The organism is Parapedobacter sp. 2B3 (assembly GCF_041925275.1).
Lineage (GTDB): Bacteria > Bacteroidota > Bacteroidia > Sphingobacteriales > Sphingobacteriaceae > Parapedobacter > Parapedobacter pyrenivorans_A.
The window spans coordinates 1-20,356 of record NZ_JBHEUZ010000010.1; the positions used below are offsets into that span (position 1 = coordinate 1).

Below are 20,356 nucleotides of genomic sequence, written 5' to 3' on the forward strand. Positions count from 1 at the left end.
CGAATCAAAGTTAAGTAAGCCTAAAAAGAGGCAACGCGCTGCCCTGGATGACGATTTCCGAAGCAGCCTGCTCGCCGCGTATTTTTAAAAGCGATTTCCCTGTGGTACTCCTCGCGTGGTTTTGTTATTCGTAGAGAAACTGTAACTTTGTTGCCCGTTACGTCTTCTTTTTTACCGTTCAATCAGTTACTTTATGGAAATACCTACCATCGCAAACTCGTCAAACATCATCTATCAATGGACCTACCAAACGCTTATCGGGTGGGGAGTGCCTGTAGAACAGGCGGACATCGTCAACCTTTTTGTGTTGCTGGCGCTGCTATGCATCCTATTGAGCATTGTTTACCATGTACTCCGTAAATTCCTTGTCAATACGCTGGCGCTTTTTGCTAAGCGGTCAAAAACCAAATTCGATGACCACCTCGTGCGCAACCGGGCCATGGCCCAGCTGGCGCGACTGGTGCCGCTTATCATCTCCATCCAGTTCATCCCCGTCGTTTTTTCCGCTTTCCCGGATTGGATCGGCCCTGTGCGGAAGTTTTTCGACGTTGTTCTGGTCGTTGTATGGGTATTGCTTTTCCGGGCGGTACTCCGGTCCATCCGCGATCACCTGCGCACCAAGAAAGGGTTTGAAGACAAGCCGCTGGACAGTTACCTCCAAGTGGTCAATATCTTCATGTTTTTCATCGGCGGCATCATTATATTTTCCATGCTTACCGGCCAATCGCCCTGGGCTTTCCTGGGTGCCCTGGGTGCTGCGTCGGCTATCCTCCTGCTGGTCTTCAAAGATACTATCATGGGCTTCGTGGCCAGCATACAGGTATCTACCAATGATATGGTACGTGTGGGCGATTGGATAGAGATGCCCAAGTACAACGCCGATGGCGATGTGCTCGAAATCAATCTCAATACCGTGAAGGTTCGGAACTGGGATAAGACCATCACCACCGTACCCACCCATTACCTCGTTACGGACTCGTTCAAGAACTGGCGGGGTATGCATGAAAGTGGTGGGCGCCGCATCAAGCGTTCCGTGAGCATCAAGATATCCACCATACGTTACCTGGAAAAAGAAGAAATCGAGCACCTCAAGAAGATACAGCTGTTGAAACCGTTCATCGAGGAGCGGCAGAAAGAGATTGAGCAATATAATCTGGAGAGCGGTGCCGACCCGACCATGCCGGTGAACGGGCGGAAGATGACAAACGCAGGACTTTACCGGCAGTATATCACGCTGTACACCGCGCAGCATCCGTTGATCCACAAAGGCTACACGATGGTTGTACGCCAATTGCAACCCACGGAAACTGGGTTGCCAATAGAGCTTTATATGTACACCTCCAATACCCAATGGGCCATCTACGAGAATGCGATGGCCGATATTTTCGACCACTTGCTGGCTTCGGTCAAGTATTTCGGGCTGGAGGTGTTTGAAGCGCCCGCCGCCGACGATGTGCGTAGCCTCGGGTTGTCAACGCGTGGGGTTGGCGGTGAAGCCGCCGCCTCGGTGCCTATCCGGCAAAGCAATGGGTAGGACGGGGGGCATCAACGGATACGGGCATCGTTGACCAGGCGCATCGCCTCGTCGACCATCGTTTTGGCCACGTCGCGCATTTTGGTATTGCCGTTAAAATCCGCATCCAGCGTCACCTCTTTGCTTTTTTCCTTGTAGTTGAACTGCAGGTAGAAGCGGGCCACGGGCGTTGTTCCGTCCGGTTCCCCCGTGGTCATGTCGTCCGGCAGGTTCCAGAACCCCAGTTGCGTCGCTTTCCCGTGCAGGTACTGCACATCGTCTTTGCGTAACCTCACGGTGTCTACCACCAGTGAATCCTGCTTGTTGAGGAATCGGTACAGGCCCGTCTTCGAATCAAATTGATTGACAAGGTCGTCGCCTTCACCGTATTTAAGCACAATCGATTCGAAATCCGCAAACCGGAACGGTGCGTTCTTGAACATCTGGCTGTAATAATAGAAGCAATACAGCAAAAATGGGAGAATGATGCAAATAGCAAGGAAGATTTTTTTGGTACGCTCGTTCATGATCTCAATTCAACTACGGCGGCAAAAGTACAGAAAAAAAATCAGCTGGCTATGGCGGCCTGGGTGTCGATATATAATAGGCGTATCCGCTAGGCGATGCGGGATATTCCGTACCTTTGCTATATGAAGAAAATAGGATTCCTATCGTTCGGGCACTGGTCCGATCATCCGGCCTACCAAACACGCACAGCAAGCGACACGTTGCTCCAGTCGATCGATCTGGCAGTTGCCGCCGAGGAAATGGGACTGGATGGTGCCTATTTCCGGGTGCATCATTTTGCTGCGCAGCTGGCGTCGCCCTTTCCGTTGCTTGCAGCTATCGGTGCCAAAACAAATGCCATAGAGATCGGAACCGGCGTGATCGATATGCGCTATGAAAACCCGTTGTATATGGTGGAAGATGCCGGAGCCGCCGATTTGATTTCGAGTGGGCGGTTGCAGCTGGGCATCAGCCGGGGTTCGCCCGAGCAGGTCATCGATGGGTGGCGCTACTTCGGTTACGGATTAGAAGAAGGGGAAACCGATGCCGACATGGGGCGCCGCAAAGCATTGGAGTTCCTGGAACGGCTTAAAGGGGTAGGGTTCGCTCAGCCCAATCCCCGCCCCATGTTTCCAAACCCACCGGGCCTATTGCGCCTGGAGCCGCATTCGGATGGGTTGCGCGAACGCATCTGGTGGGGCGCCGCGTCCAATGCAACCGCTATTTGGGCTGCTGAAAATGGGATGCACCTGCAAAGCTCCACCTTGAAGTACGACGAGGGCGGCAAGCCGTTCCATGTGCAGCAAGCGGAGCAGATCAGGCTGTATAAAGACGCTTGGCGAAAAGCCGGGCACACGCGCGAACCGCGGGTATCTGTGAGCCGGTCGATCTTTGCGCTGGTCACCGACCAGGACCGCCATTACTTCGGACAGGAAGCTGGTCGCGTTGATAAGGTCGGAACGATCGAACCGGGCAAGCGCGCTATTTTCGGGCGGAGTTATGCTGCCGAACCCGACCGGCTCATCAAGGAATTGGCCAACGACGAAGCGATACAGGAAGCCGATACGCTCCTCTTGACGGTGCCCAATACGCTGGGCGTCGATTACAACGTCCATGTGCTTTCCGCTATCTTGGAGCACGTTGCCCCGGCGCTGGGGTGGCGTTGATGAAGCCACGGCTGCCGTTATTCGCCGGCTTCATAACGAAGCCCCCGATGGCGTACGATGCCGATGTAATAGGGAGCAGCTTCGTTGCCGTTGCCCGTTAGGAAAACGGTCAGGTAATCGCCCGGATCCAGGGCCACGCCAGTACGCCTGGCCAGCTGCGTTCCCTCTTCGTCGCGTATGGTCAGCACGTGCGTTCCCGTTTGGGTGGTGGGCATAAATTCCTCCGCCGCTTTGGCGGTTGCAGGCGTTTCGGTAGGGCGGTTGCTGAAAGGAGCCATCGGCTCGGCGGTGGCGACTTGCAGGGTAACCCGATGCGTCGACTCGGCCAGGTTGAAAAAACGAAGGCCGGCAATCGACTTCAGGTCTTCCGTGCCGGCCGGCAATCGGTCGTTGGTGACGAAATGCTGGGGTGCCGCCTCCGTGCCGAAAAGGAAGGATGTGTAATATTTGTCTTCCTCCAGTGCAAAGGTGGTATCTACCAGTTGCGCACCTTCGTTGGACGAGATGATCTCCAACCGGCAGCTTTCGTAACTCGGTACGGCGTAGTAATCGACCCCCCGGTAACCTTGGCCTTGGTTCAGTTGCTGGAGACCACGGCCTACATCCAACCGATGGAGGATCGCTTGCGCCTCCAAGAACGAGTTGACCACAGCGAGGCCCGAGCGGACATCCGGTGCAGGTTCTTCCTCTTTTATGCAGCCGGCAAACAAGGTGAGCCCGATAAGCCCGATAAAAAGGGGTAAGCGGGGGAGGTAGTTGGTTTCCATCAGAAATTACCGTTAGTTAATTTACCCATTGCCGTACGATACCTACATAGAACGTGTTCGGATCCCGTTCGTCGCCCGTGAGGAAAACACTGGTGTAGCTGCCTGCCGGCAGGGCAACCGTACCTTGCCGCGTAGCCATCGTTTCGCCGGCCTCATCCGTTACATGGATGGTATAGGTACCTGTGGTTACGGGAATGAAGCCCTCGTTTTGCTTACCGCTCTGCGGTGTTTCGATGGGCCGGTTGCGGAAAGCCGCTACCGGTTCGATATCGCCGATATGGAGGGTCACACGGCGATCGGTATTCGCCAGGTTAAAGAACCGCACCGCAGCGATGGCCGTTGGGTCCGCTGCGCTTTCGGGAACCCGGTCTTCGGTAATGAAGTGCCGCGGGTCATCGTGCGTGCCGAAGAGGATCGACGAATAATATACGCTATCCCGTACGGTAAGGGCCGTGTCTACGAGCCGGTTGTCCTGGTACGTCGAATAGATTTCCAACCGGCGGCCCTCGCCGGGGTACACATACACGGGTATGCCGGGGCCATAGCTCCGGTAAGGGAGTGGGTCCAATCCAGATACCGTATTGCGGTCTATGTAGTAATACGCCGCATTGGCTTCGATAAACGTGTTGATAAATGTAGTGCCGCCAACAAGTTGGGGCTGCGGATCACCGCCCCGTAAACAACTGCCAAGCAGCACCACAACGGCCACAAGGGCAACGATCAGATTCAATTTTTTCATCATATCTTGTTGACGAGCAGACGTGGACAAATGCTACACCACCGGCATTCTTTTCTGCCGCTTTTTATCACATAACATATAAAAAGCGAAATGGTGTGGCACGGACCTTCCGTATGTGAGAAAAAAGAAAAAATAACCGTACTTTTAGGGCCAATTTATTCCAATATGAGCAAAATCAACAATTACATGTTCTACGTTGCCTTTGTGGCGTCGTTGGGCGGTTTCCTCTTCGGCTTTGATACCGCGGTCATTTCCGGGGCGGAGGCAGCCATACAGGAAGTATATGGGTTAACGGACTATTGGCACGGGTTTACCATTGCCATCGCCCTGATCGGTACGATCATCGGTACCGTGGTCTGTGGCAAGCCCGTGGAACGATACGGACGGAAACCGACGCTGCAATGGGTAGCGGTGATCTACCTAGTTTCCGCATTGGGCTGCGGACTGATCGTCAACTGGCATTCGTTCCTGTTTTTCAGGCTGATTGGCGGTATCGCCGTGGGGGCATCGTCTGTGGTAGGACCCATGTATATCGCTGAGATATCCCCCTCCAACTGGCGGGGCCGGTTTGTGGCGTTTTTCCAGTTCAACATCGTTTTCGGTATTGTGGCGGCCTATGCATCCAACTACTGGCTCAGCGGTGTGCCCGAAGACTGGCGGTGGATGTTGGGCGTGCTGGCAATCCCCTCGGCGCTATTTGCCATCCTGCTTTTTACCATACCGGAAAGCCCGCGGTGGCTGGTAAAACAGCAACGCAGCGACGAAGCCGGGCAGGTATTCCGGAAAATAGGCACCCCGCATATCACCGCCCAACTGGAGGCGATAAAGGGTTCGCTCCAATCGTCCTTGCACGAGGAGCGGCTATTCCAGCGCAAGTACTACCGGCCCATATTGTTCGCCTTCCTGATTGCCACGTTCAATCAGCTGTCGGGCATCAATGCCATCCTCTATTATGCGCCACGTATCTTCGAAACCGCTGGCCTGCTCCGCGATTCCGCGCTTATGCAGTCGGCCATCATCGGCGTAACCAACCTCGTGTTTACCATGCTGGCAATGCTCATCATCGACCGGGTAGGGCGCAAAAAGCTGCTGATCGTCGGCTCCATCGGCATGATTGTTTCGCTGGGCCTGGCGGCCAAGGGTTTCTATGAAGATAGTTTCGAAGGGTATTCGATGCTGTTTTACCTCATCGGATTCATCGCCTCGTTCGCCATATCGCTGGGTGCCGTCATCTGGGTACTCATAGCCGAGGTTTTTCCTACGAGCGTGCGGGCGAAAGGGCAGGTATTCGGGAGCATGACCCACTGGGTGTGGAACACGGCATTGTCTTGGACGTTTCCTATTATCGTGGGTAGTATCGGCAACGGAGCGGCCTACATATTCGGCTTTTTCGCGGTAGCCATGGTGGCCAATTTGTTCTTTGCCTGGTTCGTGCTCCCCGAAACCAAGAATAAATCGCTCGAGCAGCTCCAGGAAGAATTGACCACGTAGCCGCCACCAAACGGTGCGGATTCATGACATGAAACTATGAACCCGACATGATTTAAATAATCGTAAGCACACAGGGCAATGATTATCTTTAATCATCAAAGGCTCCATCCCGCTAAGGCGGGACAGGTGCTGGCGAATGAAAAACAAAAAATAAAGAGTAGATGAAAGAAACAATCAGTACAAGAATACAAGCAGAAAAGGTGATTGCCATCGTGCGGGTAGCCGAAGAGCGAGAGGCATTGCCCACGGTAGCCGCCTTGGTAGCCGCCGGTATACAGGTGCTGGAGATAACCAGCAATACGCCCGGCTACGGACGGACCATCCAACAGGCACGTGAGCGGTATCCCGACATCCTGGTCGGCGCAGGGACCATCCTTGACGAGACATTGGCAAAAGAAGCGCTGTCATACGGTGCCCAGTTTTTGGTTACCCCCAATATGCATGTGGATGTGATCACGACGGCGCATGGCGCCGGCGTGCCGGTATTGATGGGAGCGCTTACACCTACCGAGGTGGCCGAAGGCATTCACCACGGAGCAGATTTCATCAAACTGTTCCCCGCTTCGGTATTGGGGCCGGCTTATCTGAAGGCACTGCTGGGCCCATACAACCAAGCCAAGTTTATCGCTGTGGGCGGTGTTGGTTTTTCAAATGCCGAAGAGTGGCTCCGCGCAGGCGCGGTGGGTGTGGGCATGGGGGGCAGCATCCTTTCGGGCGATGTGGGAGCCATTGGCGCACACCTTGCGAAATTACGTTCCGCTACCGTAGTATCATAAAAACAACCTATCATGCAAGATAAACTGATCATTGAAAAACTCGAATTGTTCAAGGTGCCACCCAGGTGGCTTTTCCTAAAGGTAACCACCAAGGAGGGGATCATCGGCTGGGGCGAACCTATCGTGGAGGGGCGTGCCGATACGGTCGCCGCCTGCGTCAACGAACTGTCGCCCTACGTCGTCGGTCGGTCGGCCCACGATATACAGGATGTGTGGCAGGTGCTGTACCGCGGTGGTTTTTACCGTGGCGGCCCCATCTTGATGAGTGCCATCTCCGGTATTGACCAGGCACTTTGGGACATCAAGGGAAAGTCGGCAGGCCTCCCCGTTTACCAGTTGCTCGGAGGGGCGGTGCGCCAGCAGATGAAGATGTACTGCTGGATAGGGGGTGACCACCCCGATGTGGTCATCAAGCAGGCCGAGGACCGGATTGCCGAGGGCTACGGTGCCGTGAAAATGAACGCCACCGGCCGGATAGACTGGATTGCTTCGCAGCGCGATGTCGCCACGGTGGTCGACAACATCAAATTACTGCGCGAAGCGTTCGGCGACCAGTTGGATATAGGCCTCGATTTCCACGGGCGTGTCCACAAAGGGATGGTACGGCGCTTGATCGATGAACTGGAACCCTACCATCCGCTCTTCATCGAAGAGCCCGTGTTGAGCGAACACGCGGAGGCGCTCGCTAAAATCGCCGCCTATACCAGCATCCCCATTGCCATGGGTGAGCGGATGTTTTCCCGGTGGGACTTCAAGCACCTGCTGCATGATGGCCATGTGGATATCATCCAGCCCGACCTCAGCCACGCCGGCGGGATCTCCGAAGTGTTCCGCATCGCCAGCATGGCCGAGGCCTATGACGTGGCGGTGGCGCCCCATTGCCCGCTGGGGCCCATATCACTTGCCGCCGCCCTCACCATCGATTTTTCGTGCATCAACGCCGTTATCCAGGAGAGCAGCATCGGCATCCACTACAACCAAGGCTTTGATTTGCTGGACTACGTGGCCAATCCGGAAGTATTTACCGTGAAAGACGGCTATATCCAGCTGTTCGAAAAGCCGGGGCTCGGCGTGGAGATCGATGAGCAGGCATTGCTGCGTGCGCAGCAGGTAGGCCATCAATGGACCAATCCCATCTGGCGGCTCGAAGACGGTAGTTTTGCGGAATGGTAACTTTTGTAGACAACCCCCGACTGATTCATCCCTTTCTGCCAATTTCAAAATGACCCCGTTTTCCATTACAGGCCAGGTGGTTAAACCGGGTCAATGGAAGGGATACCGACACCAATATTTCATTTTGTTCTACATAATCATAATAAAAAAATGCAATTTTGCCCGCACAATCTCACATGAACAATGGCAAGCACTAATTTGAGCCGAGATATCGGGCGGATCGAACCTTCTACCATGGCAGACGTGGTGGAGCTGCGTTTACGGGAATACTTGAAAAAGAAAGCATTCAAACCCGGCGATGCGCTACCGAAGGAACTGGAGCTGGCCGAGGCATTGGATGTGAGCCGGAACGTGCTGCGCGAAGCATTGAGCCGCCTCAAGATGCTGGGCATGATCGAATCCAAGAAAAAACGCGGGATGGTCCTGGCCGAACCCGATGTGCTGGGCGGGTTCGAACGGGTGATGGACCCGCTGATCCTGGATCAAAAGACACTGAAAGACCTGTTTGAACTTCGATTGGTGCTGGAAATGGGCCTGGCCGACGTGCTGTTTGTGCGTGCAACGGACCAGGACCTGAAGGAACTGGAACAGATCGTCAATAAGGAAGTAAACCAAATACAACTTCCTTTCAAAGTGAAATACGAAATCGCCTTCCACGGAAAGCTCTACCAAATGAGCGGCAACGATACGCTGATGCGCTTCCAGAACATGCTGCTGCCCGTATTTGAATACGTGGTGAGTGAAGAAGCCAAATTAAACGGCGAGGCGAAAGTAGGGCGGGTAACCCATCGCGACCTGTTGGAACTGCTCAAGAAAGGTGGCCCCGAAGATTTCCGCCAAGGGATGAGGGAACACCTAAGCCCGCATTTTGAGCGGATAAAGTAGATAAAACGCCCTAAGCCGAGCTCCCAAAGGAAATGAAACCATCATGATTTTTCAGACCACACTGGGGGATGAATAAATCTGATAGCTTCATCACCGAAAAAAAGCAAATTTAAATAGATGAAAAAAATATTTGGAAGTATGAAAGCAAAGCGTTTATATTTGTCAATATGTTCTACATAAGGACTATTAAACCAATTGGAATGATAAACTGGATGATGCGATTGAAAGCTTATTAGGAACCTTACTAAAAAAATAGACTTGAAATTATGAGATTATTATCGTTATCTATTTGTTTGCTTGTTGGTTGGATGAATTTTCCGATCCAAGTAGCGCACGCTCAAAACAACGTGGTGAGCGGTGTGGCCACCACCGTAGGCGGCGAGCCGTTGCAGGGCGTCACCGTTTCACTAAAAGACGTGAATGTACAGGCCCTTACCGATGCCGCTGGGCGCTATCGCCTGGATGTGCCCGCCGGGCATCGGGTACTTGTGTTCTCGGCAATCGGGTTCGAAACACAGGAATTGCCCATTCCTTCCTCCAACGTGCTCAATGTGGTGTTGGTCGAGTCGCAGTCGCACCTGGACGAGGTGGTCGTGGTGGGCTACGGAACCCAGTCGCGGCGCACCATTACTTCCGCCATTACCCGGGTAGGCGGGGAGGTGCTGCAGGACATACCCATCAGCACCGTTGGTGAAGGGCTAAAGGGCAAGGTGGCCGGGGCACGCGTGTACTCATCGAACAACACCCCGGGTGCCGACGCGATATTCCGGATCCGGGGCGGCTCTTCCATCAACAAAACCAACGACCCACTGGTACTGGTCGATGGGGTGGAAAGGGCTTTTTCGGGCATCAATCCCAATGACGTGGAATCCATCGAGGTGCTGAAGGATGCGGCATCGACGGCCATCTACGGCTCGCGGGCATCCAACGGCGTGGTCCTCATTACCACCAAGAAAGGGTCTGCATCAACGGCACCCCGTATTACCTTTGATATGGACCTGGCCCACCAGCAGCCCGAAACACTGATTGATTTCATGAACGCCAGGGACTACATCAGCACGGTGCGGCCGGCGGTAGCCGTGAGCTCCAACCCGCAATATAACAACGCCTCGGGCTATTCTGCCAGTTCGGGCAATGACGAAAACTCGATCTATTCCACGCGCTACCTTCAGCCGGGCGAAGCGGTCCCCGCCGGATACGGCTCCATGCCCGACCCGCTCGACCCCAGCAAAACGCTCATATACCAAGATAACGACTACCAATCGCTGATGTACCGCGACGTGCTCTGGCAGAACTACTACCTTGGCATAGACGGCGGCAATGAGTTTATCCGGTACGCCGCCAGTGGCGGCTATACGGACGATGGGGGCGTGGCGTTGGGTACGGGATACTCACGGTACAGCGCCCGCGCCCGCTCGGATGTCAAAATATCGGACCGCCTTTCGCTGAATACGGCTTTCGATTTTTCGAGTACGCTGTCGAGCGAGTTCGAAAACCAGATGAACGTCATCGCCCGTGGGCTCGCCACACCGGCCACCCAAAAGGTTTATTATGCCGATGGACGCCCCACACCGGGCTATAACGCGTCTTCCCCAAACCCGGTTTGGTGGGACTACACGCGGGATCAGACGGATAAGAACAGACGGCTGGCATTGATCGGCGGGTTGGACTACCGCATTGTAGACCAGCTGAAGGCGAACGTACAGCTCTCCAATTACAACCACGTTGTCCAAGCCGATTATTTCGAAAAAGCCCATGAATTCAGTGGTCTGCGGACCACCAGGTCGCGGTTCGGTGAACTGGGCCGGACCAAACTGGACGCCTACCTTTCTTACGACCAGCGCTTCCGGAATACGCATGCACTCTCCGGAACGGTGGGCTACTCATACCAAGTAACCGACAACAAAACGTTTTCGGCGAGCGCTACGGGGGCCAGCTCGGACAAGGTGCCCACGCTGACCGCCGGACCCAACAAGACGGGGGCCGACAGCAACTTCGAGAAGGAAGTGTTGATCGGTTACTTCGGGCGGCTATCTTACGACTACCTCCAAAAATACCTGTTGATGGCCACGTTCCGGTTCGACGGGTCGTCTTTATTTGCCGAAGAGAACCGCTGGGGCTTCTTCCCCGGTGTTTCCGGCGGCTGGGTGGTCTCTGAAGAGAATTTCTTGCACGGCAGCCCGGTGGTGAACTACCTCAAGCTCAGGGCGAGCTACGGCCAAACCGGCAACAATTCCATCGGCCTGTATGATGCATTGGGAAGGTACGCAACCGATGCACGGTACAACGGCAATGCGGGTATCGTTCCCGCAACGATGCCCAACCGCGATTTGACCTGGGAAACGTCGACCCAACTCGATGCCGGGTTTGATCTGAGCATCGTGAAAAACCGGATTTCCATCAGTGCCGATTACTTCAACAAGATTACGGAAGACCTGCTATTCAGCATGCAGCTGCCCAATACCAGCGGATTCAGCACGGTACAGACCAACATCGGCAAGGTGCGGTTCCATGGATACGATTTCGAAGTCTCTTCCAAAAACATAACCGGAGGCGCTTTCTCATGGGATTCGAAGTTGACGTGGAGTTTTGTGAAGAACAAGGTGCTGGAACTGCCCGACAATGGCCGCGAAAGGAACAGGATAGGTGGCATCACGCTGGCCGATGGGACGGCTTTCGGCGGCACTGCCGAGGGGGAACCCCTGTATAGGTATTACGGCTATACGGTAGACCACATCCTCCAGAATGCCCAACAGGCGGCCAACGCCCGCTACGACGAAAGTGCACGGGGCTGGGATCCGGCAGACGGCCAAAGTGTACGCGGCCGCAAGCTGCCCGGCGACTACGAATGGCTGGATCGCGATGGCGACAACCGGATTACCAGCAGGGACCAATTCGAACTCGGTGTAACGGTGCCCCACACCACGGGCGGGCTCAACAACTCATTTTCATACAAGCAGTTCAGCTTGAATGTCTTCGTCGACTGGGCACTGGGGCACTCGATCAACCACAATGCCTACATGCGCTACTTCATGAACACCTTTGCAAACAACTACACGTTGGTAGACGAGGTGAAGAAGGCCTGGACGGGCGAGGGGGACGATACGAAGTATGCTCGGTTTACGGCGAACGATCCGGACGTGGGCAATTCCAATTTCTCGCGCACATCTGACGTATTCAATTACAGAGGCGACTACCTCTGCATACGCGAAGTCAGTCTGTTGTACCGGGTGCCCGAGAAGGTGTTCAGCCGATTGGGGATCAAGGACCTCACATTCACACTGTCTGGAAACAACCTCCATTATTTCTCTGCGGTGCAGGGCATGGGTATCTCTCCCGAAGTGGGTGCATCCACCACTTACAACGCATCTTATTACAATTACCCTCCGATTCGCAGATTTTCCTTCGGAGCCAAAATCACCTTATAAGACTACGGAATTATGAAAGTTACATTATATCTTATCGCTGGAATGGCCACCTGCTCGCTGGCATTCCATGCCTGCCACGATAAATTGAACGTTGACCTGGAAAGTGCCATTACCGCCAACTCGATGTGGGCAAGCGAAGGCGATGCCAAGGCGGCCGTTTACGGTACATTCAATAAATTCAGGTCGACGTTTTCGGCAGCATACATTTTCTGGGGCGAATACCGCTCGGGCTTATGGGGTGCTGGATTGGCGACCAACGCAACCTACAGCGATCCGTTTTCCAATCAGCTGAACAGCACACATACCCACGCAAACTGGGCCAACCTGTATACAACCATCAACGATTGCAACCTGATCTTGAAATATACGCCCAACATCCAATTCACCAACGAGTCTGAAAAAAACCAGGTGCTGGCCAATGCGCTTTTCGTGCGTGCTTTCTGCTACTATTGGATCGGCCGGGTTTGGGGGGATGCTCCCGTGCTGCTGAACGGTTTCGAATCGGGGCAGCAGGACGACCTGTATCCATCGCGCGAACCTGCCGACCGCGTGTTTGAACAGGTGGGTGCCGACTTGCACGCGGCGGCGGGTTTGATGCCCGACGGGGTGCTGGACAAGGACCTCGCGTCGAAGGCCGCGATAAACCTGCTGCTGGCCGACTACCAGTTGTGGATGGCGAAGGTGCGGGGAGGAGGAACGGCTTCGTTGAATGCCGCGAAACAGGCGGTGGACCAAGTGCTGGCCAATACCAACTATTCCTTGATGGATAACTTCGCCAGCGTGTTTGCTTCCGAACAAAACCAAGAGATCGTTTTTGCATGGAGTTTTGTGCAAGACGAGTATACAGGCGGGTACCCGGCCGATTTCCTAGTGCCCTTGCAGTACATATCTGCCGAGTATATTGAAAACCCGATCAAGGTGGGGACACACCAACAGTGGATTTTCCTGACGGAGGATTACAAGGCCTTCCTCTCGGAAGATGACCGCGACCGCCGCACGGACGTAAGCTTCGAGACATTTTTCGATGCGCCCAAAAACTCGTCGTTCCAGTGGATCAATAAATTCGCCGGGAGCTGGGAAAACCAAACCCGTATTTTCGATTCGGACATTGTGGTTTATCGCTATGCCGATGCGTTGCTGATGAGCGCCGAGATCGAGCATGCATTGAACAACGCGCCACTGGCGATAGAACGGTTGAACGAAGTGGCCGAGCGCGCCTATGGCGTAGCCGATTTCTATCCGAACAGCCTATCGCCCCAGGAGATAGACCGGGCCATCCTCAACGAACGCAAGAAGGAGTTTGTGGCGGAGGGGAAAATCTGGTGGGACTTGATCCGCTTCGGTGTCGTATTTGACGAGGTGCCTACGCTGGCCGGCCGTGAGAACGAACAGGGTGTTCTCCTATGGCCACTGCACGATTCTTCCATCAATACAAACCCGAATATCCAATAGATGCATATAGCTAGATGGTGCAGCCTGCTGCTTTGTCTCCTGGCCAGCCCGGCTATGGGGCAACAGCCCAACATCTTGTTTATTGCGGTGGATGACCTGCGGCCGCAGCTGGCGTGTTACGGCGATCGCGTAGCGATTACGCCGCACACGGACAGGCTGGCGCAAAGGGGCGTGGTTTTCAACCGCGCCTATTGCCAGCAGGCGGTATGTGCGCCGTCGCGTGCTTCCGTGCTGACGGGCAGGCGGCCGGATGCAACCCGGGTATGGGACTTGAAAACCCATTTCAGGGCTGCACTGCCCCACGCCATTACCTTGCCGCAGTATTTCAAGGTGCATGGCTATGAGGCGCGGAGTGTGGGTAAGATATACCACGACCCGGCAAACGCCCAGGACCGGATTTCCTGGTCTGCCCCCGAGGTGATGGCGGTTACGGGTCATGCGGGCCCCAAATATGTACGCAGCGAGAACCTAGCCGGCGGTACATCGTGGAAGGCGGCAGCGACCGAATGTGCCGATGTGCCGGATAGCGCCTACGTGGATGGAAAAGTGGCCGATGCGGCGGTGCAGCTGCTGCGTGAATTGAAAGATACCGCATTCTTCCTGGCCGTGGGATTCCGTAGGCCGCACCTCCCTTTCTCGGCCCCGAAACGGTACTGGGACCTGTATCAAACGGATGCCATCCCCTTGCCTTGGCCCGACCGCGCCCCCCTTGGCGCACCGGCGATCGCACTGCATACGGGGGTGGAATTGCGGGGGTACACCGATATGCCCGATGCGGGGCCGCTTCCGCCGGGCAGCATACGGGAGCTGCGCCATGGATACTATGCGGGTATTTCGTACATAGACGCGCAGATAGGCAAGCTGCTCGACGAATTGGAGCGGCTGGGGTTGCTGCAGAATACGTTGATCGTATTATGGAGCGACCACGGTTTCCACCTGGGCGAATTGGGCCTGTGGTGCAAAACGACTAACTTTGAGACAGACACGCGCGTGCCGCTCATCATCTCGTCGCCATTACTGGAGAATAAAGCTGCGCATAGCGATGCGCTCGTCGAGCTGGTCGACATCTATCCCACGCTGTTGGAACTGGCGGGGTTGCCCATACCGGACGATTTGGATGGGACGAGCATGGCGCCGCTGATAGCAGAGCCGGGGCGCGACTGGAAGAAGGCGGCGTTCAGCCAATTTCCCCGGCCGTGGATGTACAAGGCCAAGCCGGAAGTGATGGGCTATTCCGTGAGGATACGGGATTACCGGTATACGGAATGGCGCAACATGGATAGCGGCGTGGTGGTGGACAGCGAATTGTACCACTATGGCGCCGATGATATTGAGCACCGGAATTTGGCCGGTAATCCCGACTTTCGGGCGACGGAGAAATCGATGAAGCAATTGCTGGATGGAGGCTGGAAACAGGCCCTGCCCAGCGACAACTAATAATAAAACGTAAGATGATGATCAGATTCCCCCTTTTTTTCGCTGCCTTTTTACAGGGTATGGCGGCTTTTGCGCAGCGGCCGGCCATACAGATCGAGCAGACCCAATACCAGGTGCCCGTGCTGTCGCACAAAGCATACAATGCCGTTTTGCGGCTGAAGATGACCGTACCCCCCGGGGGAGGCACCACCTTGGATGGATTGACCATCGATTTGACGGGAACGACAGACCCCACAGCGATCCGGTCGGTCGACGTACTTTACACGGGGGCCGACTCGGTGTGGAAGGGCGGTTTGGAAAATCCGCAGGCCGTATTCGGGTCGTCGGGCAAGGTGAGGGCGCAAGTTTCGATTGCGGGCAGACGGCCCCTGCAGGAAGGGACCCATTTTTTCTGGGTTTCGTATGCGCTTGCCGACCGCGCCGATGCAGGCGCCTACGTAGGAAGTGCGTGCACAAAAGCGACCTTCGGCACGGATGAGGTGGTTCCTGCCCGGCATAACGGCCCGATACGGCAACGCACCGGTGTGGCCTTGCGCCAACACATGCAAGATGGCGTGCACACCTCCCGGATACCGGGCCTGGCCACCACCAACAAGGGTACCTTGCTGGCTATCTTCGATGCCCGCTATGAAAGTGCACGCGACCTGCAGGGACACATGGATATCGGGCTGCACCGCAGCACGGATGGCGGGCAAACCTGGGAGCCGTTGCAGATAGCGATGGACATGGGCGAATGGGGCGGACTGCCGCAAAGGTTCAACGGCGTATCCGATGCGTGCATATTGGTCGACAAAAATTCGGATGCCATCTATATCGCCGGCTTATGGATGTATGGTGTAATCGGTGATGATGGCAACTGGGTGGAAGGGCTAACCGATACGAGCACCGTGTGGAACCACCAGTGGCGTACCAAAGGGTCCCAACCTGGTTTCGGCGTGAAGCAGACCTCCCAATTCCTCGTGGTGAAGAGTACGGACGACGGGAAGACCTGGGGCGAACCCATGAACCTGACCGAGCATTGCAAGCGGGCCGAGTGGTGGCTGTGGGCACCGGCGCCGGGCGCAGGTATTACGATGCGCGATGGTACGCTGGTGTTCCCAACCCAAGGACGGGATGCCGTGGGCAAGTCATTTTCCAACATCACCTACAGCAAAGACGGCGGCAAGACCTGGCAGACCAGCAACCCGGCCCTGGACGTGCCCGCCGGCACGACCGAATGCGCGGTGGTGGAGCGCACGGACGGATCGCTGATGCTGAACATGCGGGCGAACAGCAACCGGGGCAACGAGGGCCCCGACAACGGACGTGCCATAGCGGTGACCCATGACCTTGGGAATACGTGGCACGAACATCCCACGTCGTTCCGAGCATTACCCGAGCCGACCTGCATGGCCAGCTTGTATACCCACGAATATACCACCAGTGGCGAAACCAAGCGGGTATTGATTTTCCTGAACCCCCATTCAAAGACAGCCCGCGAGGACATGACGCTGAAGGTCAGTTTCGATGATGGCCTCACGTGGCCGGAAGCGAATTGGGTATTGCTCGATGAAGGGCGGAGCAGGGGCTATTCGTGCATAACCAGCGTAGACGACGGGCATATCGGCGTGCTATACGAAAGCAGCCAAGCAGACCTGGTGTTCCAACGGATTCCGCTAGGTGAATTGACCGATCCCGGCCGGTAAAACGTAATTGATGACCGAATTTAAATTTTCAAATAAATGAACAAGATACAAGGTTTAATAGCAGCTACATTTTCTACCTTCAACGAAGACGGTACGGTTAATCTGGGGCCGATACCGGCCATCGTCGACAAATTGGTTGACGACGGGTTGAAAGGCGTGTTCATATGCGGCACCAACGGGGAGGGCCCGAACCTCACGGTGGAAGAACGGATGGCCGTGGCGGAGGCTTATGTGGAAGCGGCAAAGGGCAGGCTCCTGGTGTTCGTGCACGTAGGGCACCCGTCCGTCGCCGACTGCCGCACGTTGGCGGCACATGCCGAGCAGATCGGTGCCGACGCCGTGTCGGCGGTGGCGGCTTTTTATTTCAAGCCGGCCAATGTGGCCAACCTGGCGGATTGCATGGCGCAGATCGCAGCCGCAGCGCCCAACACGCCCTTTTACTATTACCACATCCCCGCGCTGACCGGCGTGGGCATGGACATGCTGGAGTTCCTGCGGCTGGGGGAGGAACGTATCCCCAACTTGGCCGGTATTAAATATACGGCAGCCACCCTACATGAATATCAGGCGTGCCTGAATTACAAAGCGGGTAAGTTTGATGTGCTATATGGTTATGACGAATTGTTGCTGCCTGCGCTAGCCGTGGGCGCGCAGGGGGCTGTGGGCAGCACCTATAATTTTGCCGCACCGTTGTACCTGCGCGTCATGGAGCTCTTTAAAGGTGGGCACCTGCACGAGGCGCAGCAGCTACAGCTCCGGTTGGTGAACATGATCCGCGAGATGGTGAAGTATTCGCCAATCCCGGCGCAAAAGGCGATCATGGAAATGGTGGGCTTTGATCTCGGTCCGACCCGGCTGCCGCTCAATGCCCTGCAGGCGGAAGAAAAGGAGCAGCTGCGGGCGAATTTGGAAGCGATCGGTTTTTTGGGGGCATTGCAGGCAGTGACCACAACCCCGCGTCTATGAAACACTTGATCAATACGGTGAACATGATGATACTCTTGACGATGACGAACGGGTGTGTGCCGCCTAGGGCGGTGGATGTGCAGTGGGATAATCTGCCTTCCGTGCCGGACCCCGTGGGGTTTGCCGGAGCATACGCAGGTGTAAGCGGTGGGAGCCTCGTCGTGGCGGGCGGCGCGAATTTCCCGGAAGGGACCCGGCCATGGTCGGGCGGGGTGAAGCAGTGGAGCGACCACGTTTTCGTGCTTGGGGAGGGGAGTGGACAATGGACCCAGGTGGGTGCCTTGCCGCGCCCCATGGGGTATGGTGCTTCCGTAACGTGGCGGGATACCGTCATCATCATCGGGGGTGCCGACCAGCACCGGCACTACGCGGATGTCTTTGCGATGCGGTACGCCGATGGAGCGTTGCAGATTAGCCCGATGCCCGCCTTGCCGGCACCGATTGCCCACACGTGCGGCGTGTTGGTGGGCGATGTGATCTACGTGGCCGGGGGGCTGTCGTCGCCCAATGACACGGTGGCCAGCGCGGCGTTCTTCGCGCTCGATTTAAGCAAACCTGTCGGCGAGCGGCAGTGGGAGGTACGGGAATCCTGGCCGGGGGCGCCACGCATGCTGGCCGTTGCCGGCAGCGTGGACGGTGATTTTTACCTGTTGAGCGGTGTATCGCTGCAAGCGGATGCCGCCGATGCGGTACCCACACGCAGCTATCTTTCGGACGCATTCCGTTACCGGCCCGGGGTGGGATGGACGGCAATCGCCGGCCTTCCCCACGCCGTCGCGGCGGCACCCAGTCCCGCCCTTACCGGCCCGCACGGCCAATTGCTTGTCTTCGGCGGCGATGATGGCCGGCTTGCGCGGCAGGCCGGCCCGATGAAAGATGCCCACCCAGGGTTCAGCTCCGGAATACAGGCTTACAATCCCCTTACCAACCAATGGGCCGCCGATGGCACATTGCCCGTCGATAAGCAGGCAAATCCCGAAACCGATCCCAACGCAAGCACGTGGGCACCGGTAACCACGGCCGCCGTGCTGTGGAACAACCGGTATGTGCTGCCCATGGGGGAAGTACGGCCGGGGGTACGTACGAACCGCGTGCTGGCAGTGAAGTATGAAGCAAAATGAATGGTCATATGAATGAACAAGGTGCGAAACCTTGGTATCCCTGGCTGTTGGTGGGGCTGTTATGGCTTGTGGCGTTCCTCAACTACCTCGACCGCATCCTGATTACCACGATGCGCGACCCTATCGTCAGCGAGTTTTCGCTTACGGATGCCCAGTTCGGGCTACTTACATCGGTATTCCTATGGTCGTATGGGGTGTTCAGTCCGCTGGGCGGATACCTTGCCGACAAATACAGCAGAAGGAACGTTATCATCTTCAGCGTGGCGGTATGGTCGGCAGCCACGGCGTGGACAGGATACGTATCGTCGTTTGAAGAACTGGTGGCCGCACGGATCGTGATGGGGATGAGCGAAGCGTTCTACATCCCCGCCGGACTGGCCCTCATTACCGATTACCACCGCGGCAGAACACGGTCGCTGGCAACGGGCATCCACTTCAGTGGTCTGTATGCCGGGCTGGCCCTGGGCGGTATCGGCGGGTATATCGCCGAGCTGTGGGGCTGGCGCTATGGTTTCCATGTATTCGGTTTCTTTGGCTGCCTCTATGCGGTGGTGCTGCTGTTTACGCTGCGCGACCACAAGGAGGTCACCGCACCGGACGTGCCCGCGCACAAGGCCGCCACGGTCGGTTTTATGGATGCGGTTAAGACATTGGTGGGTGAGCGATCCTACCGCGTGCTCCTGTTTTATTTTGTGGTATTGGGGATTGCCAACTGGCTCATCTATGCGTGGCTACCCACGTTCCTGCGGGAGCAATTTTCGCTGGGCCTGGGCGAGGCGGGGATTTCGGCCACCCTGTATCCGCAAATCGGTTCGTTCATAGGCGTGCTACTGGGCGGCATATGGGCCGACCGCTGGTTCAAGGCCAATCGCAAGAGCCGCATTTGGGTTATGGTGATCGGGTTTACCGTAGGGGCGCCCTTCTTGATGCTGATGTCGTGGACCTCGCTTTTCCTCCTGGCGATCGTGGCGCTTTTCTTTTTCGGCATGGCACGGGGTTTCAGCGATGCCAACCTCATGCCGGTGGTACGGCAGGTGGTGGACGGACGGTATGCTGCCACCGCTTACGGCGTACTGAACTTCTTGAGCACCATTGCCGGCGGGTTGATGGTATATGCCGGGGGTGCGCTGAAAGATGCCGACGTAGACCTGTCCGTTATCTATATCGTGGCGGCATGCCTGCTGTTGGTAGCTACGTGGTCGTTGATGCTCGTGAACGTGAAGAAAGGGGACCCGCGCTGAATGAATATC

At 56.0% G+C, this 20,356-nt stretch carries 16 protein-coding genes; 13 read left to right on the forward strand and 3 right to left on the reverse strand.

What is annotated here, in order from left to right:
• Positions 1–193 precede the first annotated feature (193 nt).
• Entirely contained in the window at positions 194–1,534 is a 1,341-nt protein-coding gene (locus ACEVG1_RS12200; RefSeq protein WP_374743957.1) for a mechanosensitive ion channel family protein, read from the forward strand.
• An 11-nt stretch (positions 1,535–1,545) separates the two neighbouring features.
• Here ACEVG1_RS12200 and ACEVG1_RS12205 read toward each other — a convergent pair whose 3' ends face one another.
• The gene (locus ACEVG1_RS12205; protein ID WP_374743958.1) at positions 1,546–1,956 is read right to left on the reverse strand and encodes a hypothetical protein; all 411 of its coding nucleotides are present in this window, start codon (positions 1,954–1,956) and stop codon (positions 1,546–1,548) included.
• 207 nt (positions 1,957–2,163) lie between these two features.
• On the opposite strand from ACEVG1_RS12205, the gene ACEVG1_RS12210 reads away from it, so the two are divergent.
• Positions 2,164–3,186, forward strand: a complete 1,023-nt coding sequence (locus ACEVG1_RS12210; RefSeq protein ID WP_374743959.1) for an LLM class flavin-dependent oxidoreductase — start codon at positions 2,164–2,166, stop codon at positions 3,184–3,186.
• A gap of 17 nt (positions 3,187–3,203) precedes the next feature.
• On the opposite strand, the gene ACEVG1_RS12215 is transcribed toward ACEVG1_RS12210, so the two are convergent.
• Positions 3,204–3,953 (reverse strand): hypothetical protein, encoded by a 750-nt coding sequence (locus ACEVG1_RS12215; protein ID WP_374743960.1) that lies wholly within the window; start codon positions 3,951–3,953, stop codon positions 3,204–3,206.
• Between the two features lie 16 nt (positions 3,954–3,969).
• Complete coding sequence (locus ACEVG1_RS12220; protein WP_374743961.1) at positions 3,970–4,695, reverse strand: hypothetical protein; 726 nt, start codon at positions 4,693–4,695, stop codon at positions 3,970–3,972.
• Between the two features lie 162 nt (positions 4,696–4,857).
• Between ACEVG1_RS12220 and ACEVG1_RS12225 the strand changes: the two genes are divergently transcribed.
• The 11 genes from ACEVG1_RS12225 (at position 4,858) to ACEVG1_RS12275 (ending at position 20,347) form a co-directional block, all read left to right on the forward strand.
• The gene (locus ACEVG1_RS12225) at positions 4,858–6,183 is read left to right on the forward strand and encodes a sugar porter family MFS transporter (RefSeq protein WP_374743962.1); all 1,326 of its coding nucleotides are present in this window, start codon (positions 4,858–4,860) and stop codon (positions 6,181–6,183) included.
• Between the two features lie 161 nt (positions 6,184–6,344).
• The gene (locus ACEVG1_RS12230) at positions 6,345–6,959 is read left to right on the forward strand and encodes a bifunctional 4-hydroxy-2-oxoglutarate aldolase/2-dehydro-3-deoxy-phosphogluconate aldolase (RefSeq protein ID WP_374743963.1); all 615 of its coding nucleotides are present in this window, start codon (positions 6,345–6,347) and stop codon (positions 6,957–6,959) included.
• Between the two features lie 24 nt (positions 6,960–6,983).
• On the forward strand, positions 6,984–8,132 hold the full coding sequence (gene dgoD, locus ACEVG1_RS12235) for a galactonate dehydratase (RefSeq protein ID WP_374744159.1): 1,149 nt from the start codon (positions 6,984–6,986) through the stop codon (positions 8,130–8,132).
• 183 nt (positions 8,133–8,315) lie between these two features.
• Entirely contained in the window at positions 8,316–9,017 is a 702-nt protein-coding gene (locus ACEVG1_RS12240) for a FadR/GntR family transcriptional regulator (RefSeq protein ID WP_374743964.1), read from the forward strand.
• 308 nt (positions 9,018–9,325) lie between these two features.
• Positions 9,326–12,445 carry a SusC/RagA family TonB-linked outer membrane protein gene (locus ACEVG1_RS12245; RefSeq protein WP_374743965.1) on the forward strand — a complete coding sequence of 1,040 codons (3,120 nt, stop codon included), beginning with the start codon at positions 9,326–9,328 and terminating at the stop codon, positions 12,443–12,445.
• Between the two features lie 12 nt (positions 12,446–12,457).
• Positions 12,458–13,897 carry a RagB/SusD family nutrient uptake outer membrane protein gene (locus tag ACEVG1_RS12250; RefSeq protein WP_374743966.1) on the forward strand — a complete coding sequence of 480 codons (1,440 nt, stop codon included), beginning with the start codon at positions 12,458–12,460 and terminating at the stop codon, positions 13,895–13,897.
• Positions 13,898–15,334, forward strand: a complete 1,437-nt coding sequence (locus ACEVG1_RS12255; RefSeq protein ID WP_374743967.1) for a sulfatase — start codon at positions 13,898–13,900, stop codon at positions 15,332–15,334. It abuts the gene before it with no gap.
• 14 nt (positions 15,335–15,348) lie between these two features.
• Positions 15,349–17,019: an exo-alpha-sialidase gene (locus ACEVG1_RS12260; RefSeq protein ID WP_374743968.1), complete on the forward strand. Its 1,671-nt coding sequence runs from the start codon at positions 15,349–15,351 to the stop codon at positions 17,017–17,019.
• A gap of 36 nt (positions 17,020–17,055) precedes the next feature.
• The gene (locus tag ACEVG1_RS12265; protein WP_374743969.1) at positions 17,056–17,985 is read left to right on the forward strand and encodes a dihydrodipicolinate synthase family protein; all 930 of its coding nucleotides are present in this window, start codon (positions 17,056–17,058) and stop codon (positions 17,983–17,985) included.
• Positions 17,982–19,106 (forward strand): galactose oxidase, encoded by a 1,125-nt coding sequence (locus tag ACEVG1_RS12270; RefSeq protein WP_374743970.1) that lies wholly within the window; start codon positions 17,982–17,984, stop codon positions 19,104–19,106. The genes ACEVG1_RS12265 and ACEVG1_RS12270 overlap by 4 nt, the downstream gene beginning before the upstream one ends.
• Before the next feature lie 8 nt (positions 19,107–19,114).
• The gene (locus ACEVG1_RS12275; RefSeq protein ID WP_374743971.1) at positions 19,115–20,347 is read left to right on the forward strand and encodes an MFS transporter; all 1,233 of its coding nucleotides are present in this window, start codon (positions 19,115–19,117) and stop codon (positions 20,345–20,347) included.
• Positions 20,348–20,356: the final 9 nt, after the last annotated feature.

Bases quoted from the DNA above. Each gene is read 5' to 3' on its own strand.
- ACEVG1_RS12200 (WP_374743957.1), top strand. From the start codon at position 194: ATGGAAATACCTACCATCGCAAACTCGTCAAACATCATCTATCAATGG.
- ACEVG1_RS12205 (WP_374743958.1), bottom strand. From the start codon at position 1,956: ATGTTCAAGAACGCACCGTTCCGGTTTGCGGATTTCGAATCGATTGTG.
- ACEVG1_RS12210 (WP_374743959.1), top strand. From the start codon at position 2,164: ATGAAGAAAATAGGATTCCTATCGTTCGGGCACTGGTCCGATCATCCG.
- ACEVG1_RS12215 (WP_374743960.1), bottom strand. From the start codon at position 3,953: ATGGAAACCAACTACCTCCCCCGCTTACCCCTTTTTATCGGGCTTATC.
- ACEVG1_RS12220 (WP_374743961.1), bottom strand. From the start codon at position 4,695: ATGATGAAAAAATTGAATCTGATCGTTGCCCTTGTGGCCGTTGTGGTG.
- ACEVG1_RS12225 (WP_374743962.1), top strand. From the start codon at position 4,858: ATGAGCAAAATCAACAATTACATGTTCTACGTTGCCTTTGTGGCGTCG.
- ACEVG1_RS12230 (WP_374743963.1), top strand. From the start codon at position 6,345: ATGAAAGAAACAATCAGTACAAGAATACAAGCAGAAAAGGTGATTGCC.
- ACEVG1_RS12240 (WP_374743964.1), top strand. From the start codon at position 8,316: ATGGCAAGCACTAATTTGAGCCGAGATATCGGGCGGATCGAACCTTCT.
- ACEVG1_RS12245 (WP_374743965.1), top strand. From the start codon at position 9,326: ATGAATTTTCCGATCCAAGTAGCGCACGCTCAAAACAACGTGGTGAGC.
- ACEVG1_RS12250 (WP_374743966.1), top strand. From the start codon at position 12,458: ATGAAAGTTACATTATATCTTATCGCTGGAATGGCCACCTGCTCGCTG.
- ACEVG1_RS12255 (WP_374743967.1), top strand. From the start codon at position 13,898: ATGCATATAGCTAGATGGTGCAGCCTGCTGCTTTGTCTCCTGGCCAGC.
- ACEVG1_RS12260 (WP_374743968.1), top strand. From the start codon at position 15,349: ATGATGATCAGATTCCCCCTTTTTTTCGCTGCCTTTTTACAGGGTATG.
- ACEVG1_RS12265 (WP_374743969.1), top strand. From the start codon at position 17,056: ATGAACAAGATACAAGGTTTAATAGCAGCTACATTTTCTACCTTCAAC.
- ACEVG1_RS12270 (WP_374743970.1), top strand. From the start codon at position 17,982: ATGAAACACTTGATCAATACGGTGAACATGATGATACTCTTGACGATG.
- ACEVG1_RS12275 (WP_374743971.1), top strand. From the start codon at position 19,115: ATGAATGAACAAGGTGCGAAACCTTGGTATCCCTGGCTGTTGGTGGGG.